We start from the raw sequence: 21,291 nt of genomic DNA, 5'->3' as shown, positions 1-21,291 counted from the left end.
GGCGCCGGACCCGCTCACCACGCCGGACTTCCTGCATTCCCCACGGCCAACGTTCACGTTTACTGCAATGACACGTGGTATCTCAAGGTTCATCCGGCGCCGCAGCGGCGGACACCGGAAGTCCTCGCTGTGCTTGGTGCTGAACTCTCACCACCAGGGTTCGGTGCACTTGGTGGTCCGCGGCTGGTCACGCAACATGCCACAGGCCCGGAACTGCCAGGTCGGCGATGGGTTCGTCCGCTGCGCCGCGCTGGTCTTGGTGGCTTGCGCATGCGGGATCACGAACGGCCCGCACTGGATCCAGCTCTGGCCGCCGTTCTTCGTCCAGTCCATCCAGACCAGGTCGCCCGCCTGCGTGGCGCCGCGCGCGTGCGCCCACCCGCGCAGCCCTTGGACATAGCCCTTGTACAGGGTCACCGTCATGAGCCCGCCCACCACCATGACGCGGACCGGTTCGCCAGTGAGACCGTCGGGTATGTCCACGAAACCGTTCACCCCGCGCTCGCACTCCGCCGTGGATTCCGCGGTGATCGGATCCGCCGAAGCCGGTGCTGCGGCGGCGAACGAGGCCGTGAGAACCATGACGAAAACGACCAGCGATGTCTTCCATCGCATAGTTTCCCTCCCCAGAGTTGTTTCCTCAGAACGCCATTCACCCACTCCAAGAGGAGGCTTCGTCAGCGGAAAGAGGAAACGATCACCCGAAGAGCGGAAGATCGTTCTCACGGCGCGCTAACCGCACGCCGCGTGACCGAAGGAGCTGACAACAAGTTTCGCCGCCGACGGGTCGAGGAGGACAGCAGGGTCGTCAACAAACACTCGAAGTGACCCGGCTATTCGAGGACGTCTCCTGGCATCCGGCGTCAGTATTCCGCGCTCGCAGCGCCCGACCGTCGGCAGCCCGACCCCGAGATGCTGGGCGAAGGGGCGACCACGCCGGTCGTCAGGCATACATCCGGATCGACGTCGGCTGGAGGAAGGTGTTCGAGATCTCGAACCGCGCCTTGTTCCCGAAGGTCGGGAGTACCGAGTTCGCGAACTGTGCGACGTCCTGGTCCTCGAACAGCGCCGTCTCCGCGGCCAGCCAGTCCGGGCAGCCCTCGACCCCGACCCGGGTGGCCGCTTTGGCGACCAGCGCGTCGTACCGCGGGTTGTCGATATGCGCGAAGTTCGTGCCCTCCGGGGGACGACCGCCGGACACGAACGGGGTCAGCTGGCTCGGCAGGTTCAGGCTGACCGGTGCCATCGAGAGGTCCCAGTCGCCGGTGGCGAACAGGGTCTGGCTGGTCGCCGGGCTGTCCAGGCCCCTGAGCGTGACGTCGACGCCCGCCTCCTTCCAGCCCCGCTGCATCAGCTCGGCGGCCGATACCATGGTCGATCCGATCTGCGTGCCGTAGATGGCGGTCAGCGCGAGGCGCTTGCCATCCTTCATCCGAATGCCGTCCGGGCCCGGTTTCCAGCCCGCCGCCTCGAGCGCGGCCTTGGCCGCGGCGAGGTCGAACCCGGGGATGTGCCCGGTGGCGGAGTCGCCGGTGCACGCCAGGGGTTCCATGGTGATCAAGCCCCGGACCGGGGCGCCGGCGTCCCGGGTCAGCACCTTGGCGACCGGGGCGAGGTCGAGTGCCTGCACCAATGCGCGGCGCATCGCCTGGTCCGCGCCGAACCGGCCGGGCGCCTGGTTGAACCACAACTCGCCGAACGCCACGGTCGTGTCGGCGTGGAACAACCCGCGCGCCCGCAGCCGCTGCTGGTCCGGCCCGATCACCTGGGCGGCGTTGAGTTCGCCGGACAGCAGCAGGTTCGCCACGGTCGTCATATTCGGGATGACCCGGATGACCACCTTGTCCGGCAAGCCCTTCTGCCCGGGATCGAAGGTCCCCGGACCCCAGTTGTAGTCCTTGCGCCGGGTCAGCGTGTAGTGGTCGTTCGGGACGATTTCGGACACGGTGAACATGCCGGTGCCGTTCTCGCCCTTGGCCAGGGTCGTGCGGTCGGCGAGGCCCTTCGCGCAGACGATCGGGACGTTGCCGACGTTGCGCAGCAGGAACGCGTCCGGTGCCCCGCTGGTGATTTTCACGGTGCCCGCGGAATCGTCGGCGACCGCCTTCGTGCCCACCTTCACCGTGTTGCCCGCGATCGGCGACTTGTTCGCCGGGTCGCCGACGAAGTTGATGTTCGCCGCGACGTCCTTCGCGGTGAGCGGGCTCCCGTCAGGACAGGTGATGCCTTTGCGCAGAGTGAAGGACGCGGTGGTCGTGGTGGCCTCCCACTGTGCCGCGAGCCCGGCTTCGGGTTGCCCCTTTCCGTCCACGCCGAGCAACCCGTCATAGAGATAACGACCGATCTCACCGGCGATCGAGAGCACGGTGAGCGCCGGGTCGAGCGTCCCCGGATCCGAAGCGACGGCATAGGTGAAAGTCTTGCCGTCGGCCAGGTTCCGGTTCGCGTTCGGATCCGTCCCGGAGTTCGCCGGGGCCCCGCAGGCGCTCACGGTCAAAGCCACCACGACTGCCGTCACGGCGGTGTGCCGAGCAGTTTTCATGGGAGTTCTCCTACTGTGTCGCATTCTCGGCAAGGAGGTGGTCGACTGCCAGCCGGGCGACGGCGCCGATGGACGCGTCGACCGCGGGGAGGCGATCGTCGAAGGAATGGGCGCGCGTGAACACCGCGACCGCGAACCGGCGGCCGTCGGGCAGGGTCAGCACTCCCGCTTCGTTGCGGATGCCCGGCAGCGTCCCGGTCTTCGCGGCTATCCGTACCTCTGAGGGGAATGCGGAGGACAGCCGGTGCGGCCAGATCTGGTGAGCCATGATCGTCCGGACGCGTTCGCAGGCTTCGGGCTCGCCCGCCCGGTCGGTCCAGATCGCGTCGAGCAGTTCGGTCGTCTCACGCGGCGTCGACGAGGTTTCCCTTTCCGGGTCGCACATCGACAGGTTCCGCACCTGTTCTTCGGTGGCTTGGGCCAGCAGGCCGTCGATCTCGGCGAGGTCGGTCCCGCCGAGTTCCTCGAGCGCGATCAGGGACGAGTCCTCACAGGAGCCGATCAGCCGGGTGCGGGTCAGTCCGAGGTCGGCGACCACCCGGCAGATCGTCTCCTGGCCGATCCGGTTCCAGATCACGTCGGTCGCCGCGTTGTCGCTCATCGTGAGCATGAACCAGGCGAGGTCGCGCCAGGTCATCCCGACGTCGTCGGCGCAGCCCGCGGTGCCGATGCCGCCGATCCGGTATCGCGCGGTCACCTTCGTGTATTCGGTCTCGTCGAGCCTTCCCGCCACCACCTCGCGGGCGTACGCGAGCGCGATCGGGATCTTGAACACCGAGGCGAGGACCACCTGATCGTCGGCGCCGACCGACACCTCGGCACCGTCCGGCACACCGACTTCCCTCGCGTGCAGCGACCCTTCAGCACCCGCGGCGGCGAACACGGCCTCGATCCGTTCGCGGATGTCGTTCATCGCGACACCCGCCGGTCCGCGCGTCCGGTGTGGAGGAACCGGGCCCGGCCGGTGCCGTCGTCGCCGACGAACTCGTGGGCCACGTAGGCGCCGGGGACTTCCGGAATGACGGCGACGAAGGTTTCACCGTGCCACGGCAGCAATTCCACCATGCCCGAGGGTTCGTCGAGGTCGGCGAACTCCCCCTTCGGAGTGCGCCGCAGCCAGAGCCGGCCGCCCTCGGCGGTGACGACGGTGGAGACGACCCGGGACGAGTACTCCCCCACGTACCGGGAAAGATCGGCCGAGGCCAGTGCGGGATCCGGTTCGGGCAGCGGCGGGACCGTGATCCCGGCGAGTTCGCGCATCAGCTTGGCGGCGATCTCGTGGTAGACCTTCAGCGTCACCCCTCCGTTGGTCAGCAACGCGAACGCGACGTCGCGCTCCAATGCGATCCGCAGGAAGGCCGACTGGCCGATCGTGCCGCCGTCGTGGCCGACCACCGTGCCGCCCTGCCAGCCGAAGTCCACCCAGCCGAGGCCCCAGTGCGTGCCCATGATGCCGAGATCCGGCACGGCGACCTGCCGCTCGCGCATCGCGCGCACCGATTCCGGCGACAGCACCCGGACACCGCTGTCGGCCTTACCCTCGTTCAAGTGCATGCGGGCGAAGGTCAGCAGATCGCGCGGGCGCATGACCAGCGTCGTACCGGCGGGTGCGTTGGAGCGGGCGAGCGACCAGACCTTCGTGGGCACCGGCTCGCCGCCCGATTCCGGCAGGATGTGACCGACCGCGGCGCGATGACGGATGGCGTCCTCGGCCCCGCAGCCGGCATGGGTCAGGCCGAGCGGGCCGATCAGCCGTTCACGCACGCAGTCGTCCCAGCACTTGCCTCGCAGCACCTCGACGATGCGGCCGAGCACGCAGTAGCCGGCGTTGCTGTAGGAGAACCGCTCGCCCGGCGGGAACAGCTGTGGCACGTCCGACAGCAACGGGATGAGCTTCGCCACCGCGTCCTCGCCGGTCCCCGTGTCGGCGAAGACGTCGCCTTCGAACCCGCCGGTGTGACACGCCAGCTGCCGGACGGTGATCGTGGCCGCGGCGCGGGCGTCGGCGACCTGGAACTCGGGCAGGTAGTCGCGCACCGGACGGTCGAGGTCGACCAGGCCCTCGTCGACCAGCTGCATGATCAGCGTGATCGTCCAGACCTTGGTGATCGACCCGATCTGGAACACCGATTCCGTTGTGGACTCCACTCCGGTGGCCGTGTTCACGACACCCGCCGCGTGCTCGACGACCTCGCCATCGGCGAACACCGCGATCGCGGCACCGGGCACCTGGTGCTTGTCCAGCAAGAGGGAGAAGTTCTCCCGGAGCCAGGAATCGATCTCGGAGATTTTCGACATGCGCACCTCTTGTCCGGTGTGGATGGTCCGGCGTTGCGGGAATGCTAAGTCGCGGCAGGACGTCCCTTGTTCGTCGGAACCGAGGAGACCGGCGGGGAAAGTTCATCCGCACGGACAGGGGTGTCAGGCTTCTCCGGACCACATGCCATGGAGCAGCAGATGCAGCTGCACCATCGCCGCGAACCGGTCCCGGGGGTCGTCTAGGTCGATTTCGCCTACCTCGGCCAGCCGTCGCAACCGGTAGCGGAAGGTGCTCGGATGCACATATGCCGCCGCCGACGCGGCGTTGACGTCCCCGAACGAATCCAGCCAGCACCGCAGCGTGTGCACGAACTGGGACTGATGTTCCCGGTCGTAGGCCAGCAGCCTCGCGATCGGCCCGGTCGCGGCATCGCCGCGGGCCGCGGAAAGGTCCGCCAGCTCGAGCATCAGCGCGTCGACGTGCGCGTCCTCGGCCGTGATCACCCGCTTGGAGCCGCCGTTGCCGAGCAGCACCCGCAACGCCCGGTCCGCCCCGCTGCGGGAGTCGTACAGGTCCGCGCCCTCGAGTGCCGGCGGTCCCACGCCGATCGCCGCGGAGACCCGGTGCCCGATTCGTTCCAGGAAAGCGGTCGCGACGCGCACCGCGCGTTCCTGATGATCGCCGTGATTTCCGGGCACCGGCACGATTCCGTACGCGACCTCGCCGATGAGCGCGACCGCCGAGCGCGGCTGGACCGCGCTCAGATGCATGGCGAGGGCATCGGTGACGCGTTGGCGTTCGGTAGCGAGCCAGGGGCCGTCGTCGGCCGGGTCGAGCAAACCCATCGCGAGCACGACGGCGGGGTGGCCCAGCAGGCCGAGGCGCGCGACGGCTTCCGGGGCCCGGCGCCCGCCTTCGAGCGCGGTGCTCATCAAATCGGCTCGCAGCCGACGTTCGACATCGGCTCCGGCCCGCAGCCGGAGCAGGTGCAACGCCACGATCTTCGAAGCTTCCACCAGCGCCACCGCACGTTCTTCGCTCAGCGCGTGATCGACCACGGCCCAGATCGAGCCGAGCACCTCATCGCCCGCCCGGACGGCGACCACCACCCGGGGGCGGTTCTCGCCATCGTCGTCGTCCGGATGGAAATAGACCGGTCCCGTCTCGCGGTAGAGGCGGTCGAAGAAACCGCTCCGTTCCAAGCCACGGGTGTAGCGTTCCGGTACCTGGCGGCCGAGGATTGTTTCGACCCGCGGCGGATCGGTGTCGTCCTGACGGCCGGAAAAAGCGAGCACCCGCGAGTCACGGTCCTCGATGGTGATCGGCGCGTCGAGCAGCGCGGCGATCGCGTTGGCGAGCGCGAACAGATCGCCGGTCGGGATTCCGCCGAGTGCCTCCGGGGAGACGTCGCCGACGTCGCCCTCGGCCAGCAACGTGCGGAGCATCGCGGCCAGCTGCGTCCACGACGCCCTGCTCGCCAGCCCGACCAACGCCACCCCGGAGGACGCGGCCGCCCGCCCCAGCTCGGCCGGAGCGGAGATCGGCGAGCGCACGATCAGCGCGGACGCGCCGCGTTCGCCGACCTCGTGCAGCAGCTTCCCGATCTCACCGGGATCGCGCACCCCGACCCCGAGGACCACTGCTCGGTCGGGGAACTCGGCGTCGTCGTACGGGTCGTGGATCACCACGCCGCCGAGGGGGCGCCGGGAGTCCCGGCCGACCGCGATCGGTTCGAGGAGCACGCCCCCGAGTGCTTCGATGACGCGGCTCAGACTCGTATGCGGTTTGCTCGGCACCGGTGTCCGCACTCCCGAAGGTAGGTCCGGCCTCGCCCGAACCGGCTGGTTCGACCGGACGGAAGGGTATTCCGGCCTCGACGCCCGGCACGGTCTGCCAGATCGGCCGCGTCCTGGCAGGTCACCGCGGTTCACCTGCGCATACTTCCCCTCCTAACATCGCTGGTGACGACCCTAAGAGGATTCGCGGGCGGCCCGGTTCGTCGCGCCGGATGAATCCCAGCGTGAACTTCCCTCCGAAAGCACTAACCCGGGGCTGGCCTCACGGATTACCGGACCTCGAACACCTTGACGTTGGTGATGGCGGCCTGGCACGAGGACTGCTGTTTCCCTTGAATTCGAGGAAAAGGGCGGCCGCGGCGTGCCGGCCGGTCCCGCTGCGTTGCAGAAAGCAGGCCTGACGCCGTGCCAGCGTCGAGCTCACGCCGATGGCACTCCCTCGCCGTCGCGTCTCGCCGGTGCCCGAGTTCCCGGACCGCCACCTGCGACCAGCCGTTGTTCGTCCGAACAGGTGCTCGGCGGAATGCTCACAGGCCGTACACCGCCGACGACGGGTCGGCCGATCGCGAACCTTGAGGTTGTTCTGGCCGGGGTCACGACCACCTGGTCGCGCGACACAGGACATCATGCCGAGCAGAAGTGCGGCACGGCGCTACCGCTGGCCGATCCCACGCCATTCCGCAGGCCGACCTGCGGACATGATGCTGGTGAGCAGCGCGATGACACCGATGATCCAGGGGCGGCACACCACTCGACTCCGACGTGAGCGCCGGCGATCACCGCTCGACGTCGACGAGTTCGGCGAGTCCGCTGACGGTGAGCACCGGCACCAGCAGCGCGTTGGTGCGGATACGGATCCGGTCGGCATAGGCGAACAGGGCGTTGATGCCGCCGCTGTCGAGGTACTCCACCCCGCGCAGGTCGACGACGGCCGTGCCCTTTCGCGTCGCTTCGGCGAGGGCTTCGCCGAAGGCTTCGACGTTGCTCATGTCGATCTCGCCCGAGGCCATCAGGAGGACAACGCCGTCCTCGCGGCTGTCCGTGGTGAGAGTGAGTTCAGTGCTCATCAGGAAAACCTCGCCTTCATCTGGACGGTTGTTCCGGCGTTTCCCTGTTCGACGGTGACCTCGTCCATGAAGGCACGCATCAGGATCAAACCGCGTCCGCGATCGGAATTCGCGTCCGGGCTGGGAGTCTTCCATGAGCCGCTGTCCTTGACGATCAAGGTCACGCTCTCGGCCGAGGCGGACGCTTGGAGCCGGACGAGGCCATCGGGATCGTCACGATGGCCGTGCTCGACGGCGTTGGCGATGGCCTCGCCCGCCGCGACGAGAATGTTCTGGAGCAGGTCGACCTCGAGCCCGCAGTGCTGGAGCCAGTCGCGCAACGCCCGGCGCACGAACGCCAGTTCTCCCGCGTCGGCGGGGAAGCTCACATCGAGCGGGCCCGGCCTTCGGTAGGTCAGCAGCGCCACATCGTCCTCATATCCATCGGGCGGAGCCAGCTCGGACATGAGCAGTCCGGCCAGTCCTTCGAGAGTGGAATCACGGTTCGCTGCGACCACCGCGGCCGCGCGATCGATACCGTCGCCGAGCGAGCAGCGACGCCGTTCGACGAGACCGTCGGTGTACAACACCAGCGTGGCGCGTGGCGGGATGACGACGCGGGCCTCGGGACGCGGTCTGCCGGGCCGGACACCCAGCGGAATCGAGCGGCCGCCTTCCAGTAGCTGGGGTGTCCCGTCCGCGTCGACCAGTACCGGCGGAGGGTGCCCGGCCGCGGCATAGCTCAGCTCGCCGGTGTCCGGCGAGAGCACCGCGCAGAACGCGGTGGTGCAGACGGCACCGGGCAGACGGGCGGCGAAGCGGTCCAACCCGCTGAGCGCCGCCGCCGGGCTGGGGTTCTCCATCAGCAAGGCACGGCACGCGCTGCGCAGCTGCCCCATCACGGTGGCCGCGGCGAGACCGTGGCCCACGCAGTCGCCGACGGCCAGTGCGATACGTCCGTCTTCCAGCTCGACGACGTCGTACCAGTCACCACCGACCTGCAGCGGGCTGTTGGCGGGCTGATACCGGGCCGAAAACCCGTCGGGCAGCCGGTGCGGGCCAAGGATCGCGTGCTGGAGCGCGAGCGCGATCTCCCGCTGCTGATCGATCTGATGCGCTCGGGCCAGACCTTGCCCCAGGCGTCCGGCCAGCAGCGTCAACAAGGTCTCGTCTTCAGCGGTGAACGGCCGGGATTCGGCCAGTTCGAGCCACAGGACCAAGCCACCGTCGGGGTGCTGAAGGGAAATCCCCACCGTTCCGGGCTCACCTGTCACGAGACTCAGCGGTTCGGAGTCACGCAAGGCGGCGACAGCGTGCCGGGAGCGCGTCGTCAGGTTCGCCCAGAGGACCGGTTCTCCGACGATCACCGGATCGGCGTCGCGGGAATGGGCGGGAAAGAAGACGGCCAGTACCCGTCGCGCCTTCCAGACCCGGCGGAATTCGTCCATCGCGGCGATCAGCGCTTCCTCGATCGAGTCCGCCTGCGCGAGTTGCTGGTTCAAGCCGGACAGGGCGCTCTGCCGCTGAATCGCGTAGTGTTCCGCGGTCACGTCCCGGAACGTGCCGACCGTGACGCGTCTGCCGCTGTCGGGATCTTCGACCTGGTTGAAGCTGGCGGTCGCCCACAACCGGTGCCCGTCGCGGTGGGCGACGGGCACCGTGCAGCTGCCCCGGCGGTTCCGCAGCAACGTCTCGAAGGCGTCCGCGACGAGCCGGTAGGCGTCGGGATCGGTGTCCGCGTCCGGCCACCACGGGTGGACCGGTCGGTAGGGCAGGCCTTCCGGGCCGTAACCGAGGATCTCGGTGAACGCGCTGTTGATCTCGACGACGGCTCCGTTTTCGTCGCAGACGAAGAAGGCTTCCTGCAACGAGTCGATCAGCGCGGCACGCCACCGGGCGGAACGCGCGCGCAACCGGGCGAGTTCGACGTTCGCCCGGACGCGGGCCAGGAGCTCGGCCGAGGCGAACGGCTTGACGAGGTAATCGTCGGCGCCGGCTCGCAACCCCTCGATGGAGGCTTCCTGACCGGCCCGTGCCGAGAGCAGCAGAACGGGCACCGCGGCGGTGCGCGGTTCGCCGCGCAGTTTCCCGACCAGGCCGAGCCCGTCGAGTCCCGGCATCATCACATCGCTGATGACGAGGTCCGGCGGCCTGGTGCGTACGGCGTCGATCGCCTCACCGCCGTCCGCGACGGCCTGGACCACGTACCCCGCCCCGGTGAGAAGCCGGGTCAGGTATTCGCGCATGTCCGCGTTGTCGTCGGCGATCACGACCCGGGCTGGAGTGGCCGGGCGCCACGCCGCGGTATCGGAGTTCCGAGCGATTTCCGGCGTATCGGAGGACCAGCGCCCGGCCTCCAGCACGAATTGTTCCGCGGTGGCGGCGGGGCCGGAACGGTCACTGGACGCGGCCAGCGAATCGGCGGGGAGGTGACCGGAACCGAAAGGGAGCCGAGCGGTGAACGTCGTGCCCACGCCTTCGGTGCTGTCAGCGACGATGGCGCCACCGTGCAGTTCCACGAGTTCACGCACCAGTGCGAGACCGATCCCGCTGCCCTCATGGGAGCGAGCGCGGGTGTTCTCGATCCGGTGAAACCGCTCGAACAGGTGAGGCATCTCCTCGGACGGCACCCCGACCCCGGTGTCGGCCACGGCGACGGTCGCCCCCGTCGCGTCCTGGGCCACGGTGACCGTGATGGCTCCTTCGAAGGTGAACTTCACCGCGTTGCTCAGGAGATTGAAGACGACCTTCTCCCACAGGTCGAGGTCCAGGTACACCGGTTCTGTCAAAGGACGGCAGTCCACGATGAAGCGCAGACCGGCCCGCTCGACCGCCGACTGGAACACACTGGCCAGTTCGGCGGTGACGGACGCGAGGTCCACCGGCGCGAAGCGGGCCCGCATGCGCCCCGCCTCGATCCGCGAGAAGTCCAGCAGCGTGTTGACCAGCTTGCTCAGCCGCGATCCGTTGCGGTGGACGACCTCCAGATCCGCACGAGCGGCGTCGTCCAGGCCCGACGAGCTGGAGAGCAACCCCTGCACCGGTCCCATGATCAAGGTGAGCGGAGTGCGGAACTCGTGACTGATGTTCGAGAAGAAGACGGTTTTCGCCCTGTCCAGTTCCGCGAGTTCCTCCGCGCGCCGCTGCTGCGCCTGGAAGCTGCGGGCGCTGGTGATCCCGGCGGCGATATGCGTCGCCACCAGTTCGATGAAGCCGCGGTAGCCGTCGTCGAGATCGCGATACCGGTTCAGCCCGGCCACCAAGAACCCGTGGGGCACCCCTCCCTGCTGTCTCAGCGGAATGACCAAGGCCTGGGTGGGAGGCGCGGGCCACTCCCCCGCGGGCAGTCCGGCCATCCCGCCTTCGTCGAGATCGAGGAGCGCCGTCCCGCCCTCGGACATCTGCTCGACCGGCAACGACGGCAACGGCACGGTGAGACCCTCGGCGAGCCCGGTCGAAGCGGCGAGCCGCGCCGAGCCGTCGTCGGCGAACAGGTAGATCAGGGTGAACGGAAGGTCACGGGTGTTCCGGTTGAGCTGGCCGACGGCGAAGGCGAGTACCTGGGCCTCGGTGGTGATCACGCTGGGGTCCGAGCCGAGATCGCGCAGCGTCGCCATCCGGCGCTCGCCGATGATCCGATCGGTCTCCTCGCTCACCACGCACAACATGCCGACCACCTGGCCGTCGTCGTCGCGCAGCGGGCTGTAGGAGAACGTGTGGTAGCTCTCCTCGGGGTAGCCGGAGCGTTCGAGGAACAGCAGCAGCCCTTCGTCCCACGTCGCCTTGCCGGTGGAGAGCACGGTCTCGATGCGCGGGCCGATGTCGTCCCAGATCTCGGCCCACACCTCGCTCGCCGGGCGGCCGAGAGCCCAGGGGTACTTCCGTCCCAACGTGTTGTGCCGGTACGCGGAGTTGCAGAAGAAGGTGAGCTCCGGCCCCCAAGCCATCCACATGGAGAACCGCGAAGAAAGCAGGATGCCGACAGCCGTCCGCAAGCTCAGCGGCCACCCGTCGGGCAGCCCGAGCGGTGTGGCCGCCCAGTCCACTGCGGCCAGCTCGCGGCCCACCTCGCCATCCGCGGCGAACACATCGATCCTGCCGCTCACGGCATCCTCAGAAGGCACTCGAAACTCTTTCCTGTCCCACTGCCACTGCGGCCGCGTTCACGTCGCGAGCACGGTATACCCGCTCAAGGTCCCGATGACGCGTTCGAAATGCGACCTTGACAGGCCGGCTAACAGCCACCGGCGCACAATCCACAAAGGAGGCTGCTCGGCGCCGCCTCAATCGATCGCGCAGTGGTCACGACCGTTCTTTCCCTGCGCCGGGGATCCCCAGCGCGAACAGGGCCGTGTCGTCCTCCACGCCGTCGCCGAAACCGGCGAGGAGCCCGGCCAGCACGTCGACCGTCTCCTGCGGGCCGGCCGGGGCAGCCGAGGCGAGGAACTCCAGTAGTCTCTCCTCGTCGTAGCGATCCCGGTCGCCGGTGGGCCGCGCCTCGGTGAGTCCATCGCTGTAGAGCAGCAGGACGTCCCCGGCGGTAAGCCGCACCGTGGTCTTCACGAAGCGAGCGTCAGGCAGCGCGCCGACGAGCATTCCACCGCGGGTCTCGACGAACTCCACGGAGCCACCGGAACGGATCAGGATCGCCGACGGATGTCCCCCGCTGGCGAGCGTGAGCGTGCAGCCGTCGGCAGTCGGCCTGAGGGCTCCGTAGACGACGGTGCAGAACCGTGGATCCGTACCTTGGAACTCTTGCTGCAGCACGATGTTCAGGTTTTCGAGCACCGCGACGGGGTCAGGGTCGTAGACGGCCGCGGCACGCAGTGTGTAGCGGGCCAGGGACGTGATCGCGGCCGCGGTGGCCCCCTTTCCGGAAACGTCGCCGAGGAAGAATCCCCACGCGTCGCCGGTGAGCGGGAACAGGTCGTAGAAGTCGCCTCCGACCTCGTCGATCGAGGCGGGATAGTAGTAGGCGGCGGCCGCCATCCCGGGCACGGTCATCAACTTGGGCGGCAGCAGGGTGCGTTGAAGCGTGGTGGCGAGTTTGCGCGCGCGGTCTCGCTCGTGATCGGCTTGCTTGCGGGCACGTAGCAATTCCTGTTCGTAGGCACGGCGCTCACGGGCGTCGAAGACGACGAGACGAATCAGCTGGGCCGTACCGTCGCCGCCGGTCTTGACCGTCGCGGTCACCAGTACCGGCAGGCGGGCCCCGTCGGCGCACCGCAGTTCCAGCGCCAGCCCGCTCGCCTCGCCGTGCATGGCGAGCATCGGCGAGACGTGGGTCTCGTAGTACATCCGGCCGCCCACGGTCAGCAGGTCGGCGAAAGCCATCCTGCCGATCAGCTCGTCGCGCCCATGGCCCAGCCAGTCCAGCAGGGTGGTGTTGATCTTGGCGATGGTGCCGTCCATCAACGTCGACAGGTACCCGCACGGCGCGTGCTCGTACAGGTCTTCGGCGCTGTCCTCCAGCAAGGCCGGGAACGCGGCTCCGGTGAGGCTCTCCCCGTCACCGTGCTCTTCCCTATCGCACATCACGGCGTACTCACGAACGCCGTGATCGCCTCCGCCGTCGCTTCCGGTGCGCTCAACTGGGGGCAGTGCCCGGTCGCGTCGAGAGTCACCAGTTCGCTGGCGGGGATCCGCGTGTGCACGAACCGTCCGACCTCTTGCGGGGCGATCGCGTCCCGCGCGGTCTGGATCACGAGCGTCGGGACCTCCACCTTCGCCAGGTCGTCGCGGTTGTCGGAGAGGAACGTCGCCCTGGCGAACACCCGCGCGATCTCGGGATCCATCCGGCAGAAGCTGTCCTTGAGCTCGTCGCCGAGTTCAGGGCGCCCGGGGTTGTCCATGATCACCGGGGCCATGACCGCCGACCACCCGACATAGTTGGACTCGAGCGATTCGAGCAGTTCCTCGATGTCGGCGCGGCTGAACCCGCCCCGGTAGTCGCCGTCGTCGATGTACCGGGGCGACGGAGTGAGCATCACCAGCTTCGCGAACCTCTCCGGCGACCGGTTCACCGCCAGTACGGCGATCATGGCCGACACCGAATGTCCGACGAGCGTGACATCGCGCAGGTCCAATTCCGCGCAGATGTCTAGAACGTCCTCCGCGTAGGCATCGAGGCTCGCGTACCGCTCGGGTGACCACGAGGCGACCTCGGACTTCCCCGCGCCGATGTGGTCGAACAGCACCACCCGGAACCGCTCGGCCAACTCCGGGACGACGAGCCGCCACAGGTTCTGGTCACAGCCGAATCCGTGAGCGAGCAGCACGACCGGACCGTCGGACCGTCCGGTCACCACCACGTTGCTCCTGCTCCGCGCGTTCACCAGCGCATCCTTCCACGTGAACACCGGTCACGCGGCGCGGGTGCGAGTCTCGCGACCGTCGAGAGGTCGGCAGGCTCACTCGTCGAATAACGCGGTCGTGGACGTCTCGGGGATTGCGATACGGTCGAGCTGTGGATGTTCTACTGCTGCCGTTGTCCCGCGAGAACGTTCGCGCGGTGTGCGAGCTTCGGTTGGCCGAAGACCAACGCCATCTCGTCGCACCTGCCGCCTATACCGTCGCCGAAGGCAACTACGAACCGGGCGCGATATTGCGGGCCATCTACCGCGACGACACGCCGGTCGGCGTTCTGCTCGTGGAAATCGAGAACGGAATCCCGCACCTGGTCAGGTTCATGGTCGACGCGGACCACCAAGGCCGCAAGATCGGCAGCCGCGCCGTCGAACTGCTGGTGGACGAACTGCGCGCCGGTGGCTGGACAACGCTGGAGACCAGCGTCGTACCAGTCGAGGGCGGCGCCGAAGGCTTTTGGCGCCGCTGCGGTTTCCACGGCACGGACCGGACCCACTACGGCGAGCCGGTCTTCGTTCGACCGCTGTAATTCCGGTGAAACCTGCCGCCCGTCAGTTCGCGAAGTCACGCCGACCGCGGTACTTCGCCGGTCGACGCCACCAAAGCCGCGCAGCGTGATAACGAAATGTGCCGACGACGCGCCATCTCCCTCAGCTCGCCACCAGCACGCTCACGACTGACACCTCGACCGACCAGAATGGCCTCCGCTCGCTCGACATCATCAACGGGCACGATTACTTTCCTGCGAAACAACACTAAGTTCCTCCGGCAGCACTTCACGACGACTCAAGGGATCTACCCAAGAGCCGCGGGCTTCAACCGTGGAACCTGACGACCGCAGCCTCGATTTCCCGCCATTGACGAGAAAACCGGCTCATCGGCGTTTGATGGAACGCCAATGCGGGCATCACCAGCCCAGTCCCCATCGTGGCGGCGGATTCCTTCGGCCGTTCCAGGAAAGTGAGTCACCATGATCGTGCTCGGAGTCATCATTCTCGTGATCGGCCTGATCGTCGGCATTCCCGTGCTGACCACCATCGGTGCCGTTCTCGCCGTCGTGGGCGTGGTTCTCGCGATTCTCGGCGGCACGGGACGCAAGGTGGGCGGCCGCGCCCACTGGTTCTGAGCCACCAGACGTTCCCACCGACGGCCCCGGCCCACGTTTCACCCGGACCGGGGCCGTCGGTTTCCCAACGACACTTCTTGTTCACCGCACCTGCGAGGACCACGATGCCTGAGCCGACGACGCCGGAACCCGTCCCGGCCGAACTACGGGCCATGGCCGCCGAGGCCGACGCTCTCGCCGAGCGGACCGCGGAAATGGCCGCTCGGCTGGAGGCCTCGGGCGACGGGCACTTGCAACGGCTCGCGCAGCCGATGAACAAAGCCACGGACGATCTGGCCGATTACACCGGCGAGATCGCCAGGACCGCCGCATACCTGACCCGCGTCCGAGTGGCCCGCGATCCCCATCTGTGCGACGTTCCCTGGGGCGTCTGCCCCACCCACGGCGTCACCCTGCGCTCGCTCGGAGACCGGGCTTGGTGTACCACCACGGACTGCGGCAACTCCTGGAATTACGACCGGCTGCACACCCCCTGCACGGAACCGGCCGCGGCGATCGCCACCGATCGCGACGGCGCAACGGGCTCGCTCTGCTCGGCCCACGCCTCGGACGCCGCACAGCGACTGGACGGATGCAGCATCGAATATCTCGATCACCGGGCGACGAATGGCTGACCGACTTCCTGGGACCGAAGACCGGCCGTGGAGCGCAGAGTGGAGGATGGTCGACCGAATCGACGCGTTCACGCAGGGAGACCACCCAACCGGGGTGCGACGTCAGCAGTTCCGTGCGGCGTTGGCCGAGCTCCCAGCTGCGCCCTCAGCAATACAGTGATCAACGAGGACCTTCTCTGTGGCGCGAGGTCCATCGTGATGGCGGATGAAGGCCGCACCCGGATCGGGTGCGGCCTTCATCGCTTACCGGGAATTCGTGCTCGCGGTCTGTTTCGCAGGATCCTGCTCCGCCTGGCCGAGCACCACGTACCAACGCCCATCCTTACGGGTGAGCGTCAACCGCTCGGCATATCCTCCGCTGCCGGTCAACTGGGCGTTTGCCACGTCCGGTGAGATGTCGCTGGAGATGTCGACGTCGCCGAGGCTGATCTCCTTGCCGCCGAAGTCGTCGATCCGGCGCCGGACCTCGTCGGCCGCGTTGTTGCCCGGTGGAGCGAGCGCTTCGAGCGCCGGGGCATCACGCGCGTTGAGAGCCCGGACGTAGGCGTCGACCGCGGCCTGCGGCGACTCGGCTCCGCCGTCGTCGCCACCACCGCAACCGGTGAGCAGGCCGGCGCCGACGAGGACCACGAACAGCCCTCGCCGGCATCGGTTGGTGAACGAGTGCACGTGGCGCGTACTCTCCCGATCCCGCGCGACCGGTGACGAACAGCGAGTGGCCGGCCTGTTCAATGTTGATCACCGTTGGGTTGATCATTCGGTGCCTGCGAAAGGGGCGGGAGCAGAAGGGAAAACCCGGCGGTACCGGCATTGAGCCCGACGCCCACGGGCTCGGCCGGTCGAGGGGCGGGTTGACCTCCAAGGTGAACCTGACCGTCGAGCAAAGCCGGAGACCTGTCCATCATGATCACCATGTTCGGCGAATGGCTCCGCCCCGCCCGCCAGCGCCCTACGCCGTCTGATCCGGGTCTGTGTTGGCCAAGACCTCGCAGTCGCAATACCCGCCGGCATCCCCGAGCGCCTCTCGCAGCATCGGCCAGTCGACTCCCTGCTCCGACGCCCACATCTCGGTCAGCCGGACACTGTGGTCACAGCCTTCGGCGCCAAGCCGCTCATCCAGCCAGTCATACAACGCGTCCAACTCCGCACGATCAAGCCCCAGAGCATTCCAGGCGGTGACACGCTGCTGCTCCTTGTATGCGTTGCGCAACGCCTTGCGCCGCGCCTTCTCGCCCGAATTCACGAACATATTGTTCAACACACCTGGATCTCTGTCGAAAACAGGCCCCTAGCGCTGATTCACCAGCTCACCCTGCCGATTCTTGCGGCGCAGCTCGGCAAGTTCTCTTTCTCCGCACTGGTGAGCCACGTCGTCGAGCCGGCCTCGTCGGCTTCGACCTGGGCCATCCAGGTCCGGAGGCAGGAGTCGATGATCGCGAGATTCTTCGCCAGCGCGGCGACCGATTCTCGCCCAGCTAACGGCGGTGTCGTCGGAATCGACGCTGGCGCTGCTGTCTCGCTCGACACGCAAGCATGCAGTTTCCACGGGAAATCCGGCGCGATCAGAGGTCCTGGAGGTCCGGCGACCAGGCGGGGAACGCGTCCGTGCTGGGTTCCCCTGGCGTCCTCCGTCGGGGCGAGCAGGCCCACAATGCGCGGCGCCTCGCCAAGCAGGCAGCCGCACCAGCGCTGCTCGCCACGGCCATCACCACGGCGGACTTGCAGGACGCCATGACGCGGCTGCTGGCAGATCCGCTGCTGCGTCGCGCCATGGCTGATCGTGGACGCGAGCTGGGCACCCGGACGCCGCCGACGCACGCGCGCCGGTCATCTCACGCAAAACGAGAGCGACCCGGGTCGGAGTGGTCTCAGCGGTGAATCGTGAGGGTGTCTTCACCGCTAATTGTGGAGTCCTCCGTACACTTCGGCGGAAACCGTGGCCTGGAAGAGGGACTGATGATTGCGCTTTATGTGCGGTTCGTGCTCAAGGACGAGGCAGCTGCGGTGGGATTCGACGAGCTCGTTGCGAGGACCACGCCGCTGATCGAGGCTCGTGAGCCCGGGACACTTCAGTATGTCGTACACCTGGTCGCAGATGCTCCGTTATCTCGCGCGTTTTATGAGGTCTACGCTGATCAGGCGGCGTTTTCAGCACACGAACGGCAACCGCATGTCAAGCAGTTCATGGCCGAGCGTCAGCAGTATCTGGCGAGCTATCAGGTCGATTTTCTAGCTCCGGCCGGCGGTAAGGGCCTGCCCAGATAGTCGACGGTGTGCCAAGGTCATCGCGATGACGCCTGATCGGGCGCGAGCGGAACGATCGATGCGGTCCGGGGAGCAGTCCAGTCCTGTTTTTGCTGCGCCGCAGGTCTCTCCGGCACGCCGCAGCAGTCGCCCTGAGCTGCTCGCCGTAAGGATGATCGGGCAACCCGTTGATGGCGACGACGTCCCAGGCGATCGTCAGCCACGCCCCGCAGCACGAGCGCCGAAGTGACCGGGTCAGCCGGCGGGAGGTCGGCGTTCGAACACACCGCGACGGTGTGGCCTCGCCCGGTCCTCGGGGTCGTCGTGGTCGAACAGAAGTCCGCCGCCCCGGCTCCGCAGGACGAGCATCGCGGCTCATCCGGGAAACTGATTCTCCTCATCGTGCGTGGCTTTTGGGATGGTTCTTGTGGCGTTAGAGAAGGCGCTATCCCCGCGAAGCGAGGCCTGCACGGTCGCCTCCGCCGAAACCGCTCTACCGCCGAGGCAACCGTGACCCGGCCACGGGCGTACGTTCGGTATGGGGAGTCAACCGACCGCGATTGAAATAGCCGACACCAAGGCGTGGCTGAGCAAACGCGGCATCCGGGTCGGAATACCGTCCAGGCCACTCACGGTCAGGATCGCCGCGCGGCAGACGAAGGGAAGCACGACCAGGATCCTCTGGCTGATGAGCGCCGGATTCATCAGCTTCGCGCTCATGATCACGTACAGCTACCTGCAGGAACTTCCCGGCGTGCGAGGCGTGGAGATGCCCGAAAGCCGGTACGCCTGCTTCATAGTCGCCACACTCACGCTCGGGCAATGGGCGTCGATCCTCCACCGGGAACGGCAACTGGGCGGCCTTCCGGCACCGCACCGGCGCCCGTCCACCGCAGGGGTTCTCGGCGGCTGGTATCTGGCCTCGTTCCTGATCACCTTCGTCGGTGGGGCCGCGCTGGCCGTGACCATGTACCTCACCACCTCGTCGCGCACCTTCGCCTGGACATGGCTGGTCATCCTCGGCTGGGCCGCGCTCTGCTGCACGACGATCCTCGTCTGGACCGTCAGGCGCCAGGGCCGCGGCGATGACACCGCGTCGATCGCCGTCGACGAGGAGCTGCGCTTCCAGGACAGCTGGCTCTTACCGCCCGCACTCTTCCCGGTCGCGAGCCTGATCGACCCTCTGTTCAGCCACCGGTCGCCACCGGGCTTCACCTGGTGGATGGTGGGCTACGCCGCGCTCGCGGTCGCCACAGCAGCCCTCGCGTACCGACGGCACGCGCGACGCACCCCGCTGCCGCCCGGCGATTACGGAACCGACGAGGCAACGCCCGCCCCGGACGCACCCCCTCTAGAACCGGCGAGGGAAGCGATCGCGAGCACCGATTCGGATGATGCCGACTACCCCCAGCGTGGACGTCACCCTTGAGCCTCTCCAAGTCGTCCACCGCACTGCAAGCAGCCATACAGAAGAAAAGGCGTGTACCCGCGACCAGTTCACGTACCCACGCGCTTCCGTCGAGCTTGTACTCATACGTCCATTCCGGGCTCTCCCGTAGCCGACCACCATCCGGCTTGGCCACCATCGGCTCCACCCACTTGGGAACACCCGCTCCGGCCGCCCTCGCCGTCGTCAGCGGACTGTTCGACCTGACCACCAAGTGGCTGCGCGGCGAACTCGACATCGACCGCGAACTCACCGGGCCGTCACGCACCGCGGAGACAGCTTTCCGATGCCGCCTACGTCGGCAAGGGTCTGGGAAAAATGTGGAGTCTTTCGGTCACACTGGGAGATGTCAGATGGCAGGTTTCTCGAGTGGGACTCCTGGACTAAGGAAAAAAGAAAGCCAAACACATGGGTGAATTGGACCCGGATTCAGTGAATTGACTTCCCGGCAACAAGGAGAAGCCAGTTCCCGGCCGTAAGCTAGGCGGAGCCGGGTCATCCGAGGCGCGCGCTGTCCGCGATCCTGGTGAGGTCCTCTTCGGCAGGCGAGTCCGGCATCTGCAGGTCACCCCACACCACGACCAGCAGCGTCCCCTGCGCGGTGGGCAAGGCGATCACCCGGTAGGTGGTCGACGGCGGGTCGCAGTCGTCCCTGGCGTGCGGGATGACCGTGCCCTGTACCTGCGCCCCGCCGTCCGGGCGGCGTCCGACAGGGCCGGAGGACACCTGACCGCCGCTGCGGAAAGCCCGCGTTCCCCGATACATCAACGCGTCCGCCGCGGCCGCCATCGGATCGGTGATCCGCGCCCGGTCGAGGTAGAGCTGGCCGAGGATGGCTTTCGGATTCGCTGCGCAGTAGCCCTGTTTGTACCGCGCGCCTCGGGTTCGAGCGTCCGAGATGTAGGTTCCCTCGACCGGCTGCCAGGTGGGTGGCACCTCGACGAACACGCCCAGCCCGAGCTCCAGCGTCTTCCAGCCGGGCGCCGGCGGAGTTCGGGACGTACTGCTCTCGATGAGAGGCCAAGATGAGGCAGCGCTGTCGTCCTTGCTGTTCAGGAACACCAGCAGCCCGGCCACCAGACCGGCGATCACCACCAGCACGCCGACGGTGATCCCGGCGATCATCCCCGTGCGACGCCGGTCCGGCAAAGGCGCCGGGTAACCGGGCTGGGACGGGAAATCCGGAAACCACTGCTGCTGCCCCTGTCGCTCCACGAGCGCAGGCTAGCCTTCCGGCACGCGGTTCCGGCGCCGCTGTCCGCATCCTGCCAACGTCTTGTCATGCCGACTTCTCGTGGGAAAACGACCATGATCTCGTCGCCTCCGACGAACACGCGTTGCCCCTCCGGCGGTTCCGCAGGTCAAAGCATTTCCGGAGCTGGACGCCCGCGTCGACGTGTCCGCGCTGGAAGCCACCGCGGCCGGTATCGCGCCGACCGAGGCTCAGCTGAACGAGAGCGCCGTCCAGCTCCTCGCCGAGGCGGCCGGTGGGTGGGATGTCACTGGAAAGCATCAAGTTCGACTTCGACGAGGCCTTCGGTCACCCGACTCGGTCGGGCTCGCTCAACCCGGACGTCGTGGCGGTCCTGTCCACGGTGACGGACTTCATTCCCGGGGTCGGCAGCACGAAAAGCGCGGTCGAGGCGACCGAACTCGCGGCGAAAAACGGTGCCGTAGGTTGGCGTGCTTCGTTCGACGCGCTGCCCCAAGGCGAGAACAGCGGCGTCGAAACTGTGTCGACCGTCGCCGATCTGCGGACACTGTTCGACCGCTGGACCGCAGGTGGCAGCGACTTCCGGGCCGGGGAACAAGATTTCGGACGTGTTCACGCTGCAAGACGGCACGACGAT

The 21,291-nt window shown here is 67.6% G+C and carries 20 protein-coding genes; 5 read left to right on the top strand and 15 right to left on the bottom strand.

What is annotated here, in order from left to right; all coding sequences use genetic code 11:
* Positions 1–147: 147 nt before the first annotated feature.
* The 9 genes from CVV72_RS05895 to CVV72_RS05855 form a co-directional block, all read right to left on the bottom strand.
* Positions 148–615 (bottom strand): hypothetical protein, encoded by a 468-nt coding sequence (locus CVV72_RS05895; RefSeq protein WP_219151409.1) that lies wholly within the window; start codon positions 613–615, stop codon positions 148–150.
* 328 nt (positions 616–943) lie between these two features.
* Positions 944–2,542: an ABC transporter substrate-binding protein gene (locus tag CVV72_RS05890; protein ID WP_219151408.1), complete on the bottom strand. Its 1,599-nt coding sequence runs from the start codon at positions 2,540–2,542 to the stop codon at positions 944–946.
* A gap of 10 nt (positions 2,543–2,552) precedes the next feature.
* Positions 2,553–3,455 carry a serine hydrolase gene (locus CVV72_RS05885; protein ID WP_219151407.1) on the bottom strand — a complete coding sequence of 301 codons (903 nt, stop codon included), beginning with the start codon at positions 3,453–3,455 and terminating at the stop codon, positions 2,553–2,555.
* A complete protein-coding gene (locus CVV72_RS05880; protein WP_219151406.1) occupies positions 3,452–4,840 on the bottom strand; it encodes a serine hydrolase in 1,389 nt (462 codons plus the stop codon). Before CVV72_RS05880 ends, CVV72_RS05885 begins: the two co-directional genes overlap by 4 nt.
* 123 nt (positions 4,841–4,963) lie before the next feature.
* Positions 4,964–6,610, bottom strand: coding sequence for a CdaR family transcriptional regulator (locus tag CVV72_RS05875; protein WP_255632548.1), 1,647 nt, complete (start codon positions 6,608–6,610; stop codon positions 4,964–4,966).
* Positions 6,611–7,374: 764 nt separating this feature from the next.
* On the bottom strand, positions 7,375–7,665 hold the full coding sequence (locus CVV72_RS05870) for an STAS domain-containing protein (protein WP_219151405.1): 291 nt from the start codon (positions 7,663–7,665) through the stop codon (positions 7,375–7,377).
* Positions 7,665–11,768 carry a SpoIIE family protein phosphatase gene (locus CVV72_RS05865; protein ID WP_255632547.1) on the bottom strand — a complete coding sequence of 1,368 codons (4,104 nt, stop codon included), beginning with the start codon at positions 11,766–11,768 and terminating at the stop codon, positions 7,665–7,667. The genes CVV72_RS05870 and CVV72_RS05865 overlap by 1 nt, the downstream gene beginning before the upstream one ends.
* Before the next feature lie 178 nt (positions 11,769–11,946).
* Positions 11,947–13,179 (bottom strand): PP2C family protein-serine/threonine phosphatase, encoded by a 1,233-nt coding sequence (locus CVV72_RS05860; protein ID WP_255632546.1) that lies wholly within the window; start codon positions 13,177–13,179, stop codon positions 11,947–11,949.
* A complete protein-coding gene (locus CVV72_RS05855) occupies positions 13,179–13,979 on the bottom strand; it encodes an alpha/beta fold hydrolase (RefSeq protein WP_219151404.1) in 801 nt (266 codons plus the stop codon). Before CVV72_RS05855 ends, CVV72_RS05860 begins: the two co-directional genes overlap by 1 nt.
* Before the next feature lie 131 nt (positions 13,980–14,110).
* Here CVV72_RS05855 and CVV72_RS05850 point away from each other — a divergent pair, with 131 nt between their 5' ends.
* The 3 genes from CVV72_RS05850 to CVV72_RS05840 all read left to right on the top strand — a co-directional run bounded on the left by CVV72_RS05850 (position 14,111) and on the right by CVV72_RS05840 (position 15,750).
* Complete coding sequence (locus tag CVV72_RS05850; protein WP_219151403.1) at positions 14,111–14,539, top strand: N-acetyltransferase; 429 nt, start codon at positions 14,111–14,113, stop codon at positions 14,537–14,539.
* 441 nt (positions 14,540–14,980) lie between these two features.
* A complete protein-coding gene (locus CVV72_RS05845) occupies positions 14,981–15,136 on the top strand; it encodes a hypothetical protein (protein ID WP_101607226.1) in 156 nt (51 codons plus the stop codon).
* A 104-nt stretch (positions 15,137–15,240) separates the two neighbouring features.
* A complete protein-coding gene (locus CVV72_RS05840) occupies positions 15,241–15,750 on the top strand; it encodes a hypothetical protein (RefSeq protein ID WP_219151402.1) in 510 nt (169 codons plus the stop codon).
* Between the two features lie 243 nt (positions 15,751–15,993).
* On the opposite strand, the gene CVV72_RS05835 is transcribed toward CVV72_RS05840, so the two are convergent.
* The 3 genes from CVV72_RS05835 to CVV72_RS05825 all read right to left on the bottom strand — a co-directional run bounded on the left by CVV72_RS05835 (position 15,994) and on the right by CVV72_RS05825 (position 17,568).
* Positions 15,994–16,380 (bottom strand): hypothetical protein, encoded by a 387-nt coding sequence (locus tag CVV72_RS05835; RefSeq protein ID WP_219151401.1) that lies wholly within the window; start codon positions 16,378–16,380, stop codon positions 15,994–15,996.
* A gap of 319 nt (positions 16,381–16,699) precedes the next feature.
* Complete coding sequence (locus CVV72_RS05830) at positions 16,700–16,999, bottom strand: DUF2695 domain-containing protein (RefSeq protein ID WP_219151400.1); 300 nt, start codon at positions 16,997–16,999, stop codon at positions 16,700–16,702.
* Positions 17,000–17,049: 50 nt separating this feature from the next.
* A complete protein-coding gene (locus tag CVV72_RS05825) occupies positions 17,050–17,568 on the bottom strand; it encodes a hypothetical protein (protein WP_219151399.1) in 519 nt (172 codons plus the stop codon).
* Between the two features lie 138 nt (positions 17,569–17,706).
* Here CVV72_RS05825 and CVV72_RS05820 point away from each other — a divergent pair, with 138 nt between their 5' ends.
* Positions 17,707–18,015: a putative quinol monooxygenase gene (locus CVV72_RS05820; protein WP_219151398.1), complete on the top strand. Its 309-nt coding sequence runs from the start codon at positions 17,707–17,709 to the stop codon at positions 18,013–18,015.
* A gap of 525 nt (positions 18,016–18,540) precedes the next feature.
* On the opposite strand, the gene CVV72_RS05815 is transcribed toward CVV72_RS05820, so the two are convergent.
* Positions 18,541–18,714 (bottom strand): hypothetical protein, encoded by a 174-nt coding sequence (locus CVV72_RS05815; protein WP_219151397.1) that lies wholly within the window; start codon positions 18,712–18,714, stop codon positions 18,541–18,543.
* Between CVV72_RS05815 and CVV72_RS05810 the strand changes: the two genes are divergently transcribed.
* Positions 18,713–19,423 (top strand): hypothetical protein, encoded by a 711-nt coding sequence (locus tag CVV72_RS05810; protein WP_219151396.1) that lies wholly within the window; start codon positions 18,713–18,715, stop codon positions 19,421–19,423. The two genes, CVV72_RS05815 and CVV72_RS05810, sit on opposite strands and share 2 nt — an antisense overlap.
* Before the next feature lie 513 nt (positions 19,424–19,936).
* Here CVV72_RS05810 and CVV72_RS05805 read toward each other — a convergent pair.
* Positions 19,937–20,656 carry a hypothetical protein gene (locus CVV72_RS05805; RefSeq protein WP_219151395.1) on the bottom strand — a complete coding sequence of 240 codons (720 nt, stop codon included), beginning with the start codon at positions 20,654–20,656 and terminating at the stop codon, positions 19,937–19,939.
* A gap of 284 nt (positions 20,657–20,940) precedes the next feature.
* Positions 20,941–21,270, bottom strand: coding sequence for a hypothetical protein (locus tag CVV72_RS05800; RefSeq protein ID WP_219151394.1), 330 nt, complete (start codon positions 21,268–21,270; stop codon positions 20,941–20,943).
* Between the last annotated feature and the right edge of the window lie 21 nt (positions 21,271–21,291).

The organism is Amycolatopsis sp. TNS106 (assembly GCF_019330265.1).
In the GTDB taxonomy this organism is placed as follows: Bacteria; Actinomycetota; Actinomycetes; order Mycobacteriales; family Pseudonocardiaceae; genus Amycolatopsis; species Amycolatopsis lurida.
The sequence above is the reverse complement of the archived record's forward strand: the minus strand, read 5'-3'. Positions and strand labels throughout refer to the sequence as shown.